General features: G+C 48.5%; 1 tRNA gene and 2 rRNA genes. All 3 read left to right on the forward strand.

What is annotated here, in order from left to right:
- The first annotated feature begins 11 nt into the window (after positions 1-11).
- Positions 12-1,376, forward strand: a 16S ribosomal RNA gene (locus tag MHN81_RS28000).
- A gap of 170 nt (positions 1,377-1,546) precedes the next feature.
- A tRNA-Ala gene (locus MHN81_RS28005) sits at positions 1,547-1,622 on the forward strand.
- 363 nt (positions 1,623-1,985) lie between these two features.
- Positions 1,986-2,812 (forward strand): 23S ribosomal RNA (locus tag MHN81_RS28010); the annotation flags it as partial.

The following is a 2,812-nucleotide window of genomic DNA, read 5'->3' on the forward strand; positions in this document are numbered from 1 at the left end:
CAAAAAACTTTTAATTGAAGAGTTTGATCATGGCTCAGATTGAACGCTGGCGGCAGGCCTAACACATGCAAGTCGAGCGGTAACATTTCTAGCTTGCTAGAAGATGACGAGCGGCGGACGGGTGAGTAATGCTTGGGAACGTGCCGTAAGGTGGGGGACAACCATTGGAAACGATGGCTAATACCGCATAATGTCTACGGACCAAAGGGGGCTTCGGCTCTCGCCTTATGATCGGCCCAAGTGGGATTAGCTAGTTGGTAAGGTAATGGCTTACCAAGGCGACGATCCCTAGCTGGTTTGAGAGGATGATCAGCCACACTGGAACTGAGACACGGTCCAGACTCCTACGGGAGGCAGCAGTGGGGAATATTGCACAATGGGCGCAAGCCTGATGCAGCCATGCCGCGTGTGTGAAGAAGGCCTTAGGGTTGTAAAGCACTTTCAGTAAGGAGGAAAGGTTAGTAGTTAATACCTGCTAGCTGTGACGTTACTTACAGAAGAAGCACCGGCTAACTCCGTGCCAGCAGCCGCGGTAATACGGAGGGTGCGAGCGTTAATCGGAATTACTGGGCGTAAAGCGTACGCAGGCGGTTTGTTAAGCGAGATGTGAAAGCCCCGGGCTCAACCTGGGAACTGCATTTCGAACTGGCAAACTAGAGTGTGATAGAGGGTGGTAGAATTTCAGGTGTAGCGGTGAAATGCGTAGAGATCTGAAGGAATACCGATGGCGAAGGCAGCCACCTGGGTCAACACTGACGCTCATGTACGAAAGCGTGGGGAGCAAACAGGATTAGATACCCTGGTAGTCCACGCCGTAAACGATGTCTACTAGGAGCTGGGGTCTTCGGACAACTTTTCCAAAGCTAACGCATTAAGTAGACCGCCTGGGGAGTACGGCCGCAAGGTTAAAACTCAAATGAATTGACGGGGGCCCGCACAAGCGGTGGAGCATGTGGTTTAATTCGATGCAACGCGAAGAACCTTACCTACACTTGACATACAGAGAACTTACGAGACTGCCGGTGATAAACCGGAGGAAGGTGGGGACGACGTCAAGTCATCATGGCCCTTACGTGTAGGGCTACACACGTGCTACAATGGCAGATACAGAGTGCTGCGAACTTGCGAAAGTAAGCGAATCACTTAAAGTTTGTCGTAGTCCGGATTGGAGTCTGCAACTCGACTCCATGAAGTCGGAATCGCTAGTAATCGCGGATCAGAATGCCGCGGTGAATACGTTCCCGGGCCTTGTACACACCGCCCGTCACACCATGGGAGTGGGTTGCTCCAGAAGTAGGTAGCTTAACCTTACACAGATGATTGTTGATTAGAATTAGAGAACACAACATTGTTTGGGTCTGTAGCTCAGCTGGTTAGAGCGCACGCCTGATAAGCGTGAGGTCGGTAGTTCAAGTCTACTCAGACCCACCACTTTGCTTTTATACTTCGTTATGTATTTACTCGCTTAGCGAACTAAGCGTCGCAAATACATGCCTTGTCTAAAACCAAAGCATGTGGATATCAAACAATGTCTTCCTAGTAATGTGGGGCTATAGCTCAGCTGGGAGAGCGCCTGCCTTGCACGCAGGAGGTCAGCAGTTCGATCCTGCTTAGCTCCACCACTTTACTACTCCTTCTCAAAGATAAGCACTCTTACTTAGTTTACGTATTAAATAAACTGAGAGTTTTTAACTCTGAGAAGTAATTCTCTTGCTCTTTAAAAATTTGGAAAGCTGATAATTAAATTCTAATCATTTTTTTGATTAATTAGCGTCTACTTTAGTATTACTTAACTTCTGGCGAAGTTAAAACTGTCTTTGACTTACAACTGGCTGAAATATGCCGTAGGTTCAAAGTTATTTATTCTGAGGCGAAGCCGCCAAAGATATTGTCGCCGGGAGCATAGCTCGTCTATGTGACCAAGCAATATCTGATGGCAATGAAGCATTCAGAATAAAGAACGACGAAACTACTTTGGGTTGTATGGTTAAGTGACTAAGCGTACACGGTGGATGCCTTGGCAGTTGGAGGCGATGAAGGACGTACTAACTTGCGATAAGCTAAGTCAAGCCTGGAACCTTCTGGAAAGTTGGACGACACAGGGTGACAGTCCCGTACACGAAAATTTATCTGAAGTGAAATCGAGTAGGTCGGAGCACGTGAAACTTTGACTGAATATGGGGGGACCATCCTCCAAGGCTAAATACTCCCAACTGACCGATAGTGAACCAGTACCGTGAGGGAAAGGCGAAAAGAACCCCTGTGAGGGGAGTGAAATAGAACCTGAAACCGTGTACGTACAAGCAGTAGGAGCCCTTCGAGGGTGACTGCGTACCTTTTGTATAATGGGTCAGCGACTTATATTCTGTAGCAGGACCGAACCCACTAACGTTGAAAAGTTAGGGGATGACCTGTGGCTAGGAGTGAAAGGCTAATCAAACCGGGAGATAGCTGGTTCTCCCCGAAATCTATTTAGGTAGAGCCTCGGACGAATACTTACGGGGGTAGAGCACTGTTAAGGCTAGGGGGTCATCCCGACTTACCAACCCTTTGCAAACTCCGAATACCGTAAAGTACTATCCGGGAGACACACGGTGGGTGCTAACGTCCATCGTGGAGAGGGAAACAACCCAGACCGTCAGCTAAGGTCCCAAAGTGTATGTTAAGTGGGAAACGATGTGGGAAGGCTAAAACAGCTAGGAGGTTGGCTTAGAAGCAGCCATCCTTTAAAGAAAGCGTAATAGCTCACTAGTCGAGTCGGCCTGCGCGGAAGATGTAACGGGGCTAAACATACCACCGAAGCTACGGCTGC

Source organism: Pseudoalteromonas sp. Of7M-16 (assembly GCF_022347805.1).
Classification (GTDB): Bacteria; Pseudomonadota; Gammaproteobacteria; order Enterobacterales; family Alteromonadaceae; genus Pseudoalteromonas; species Pseudoalteromonas luteoviolacea_F.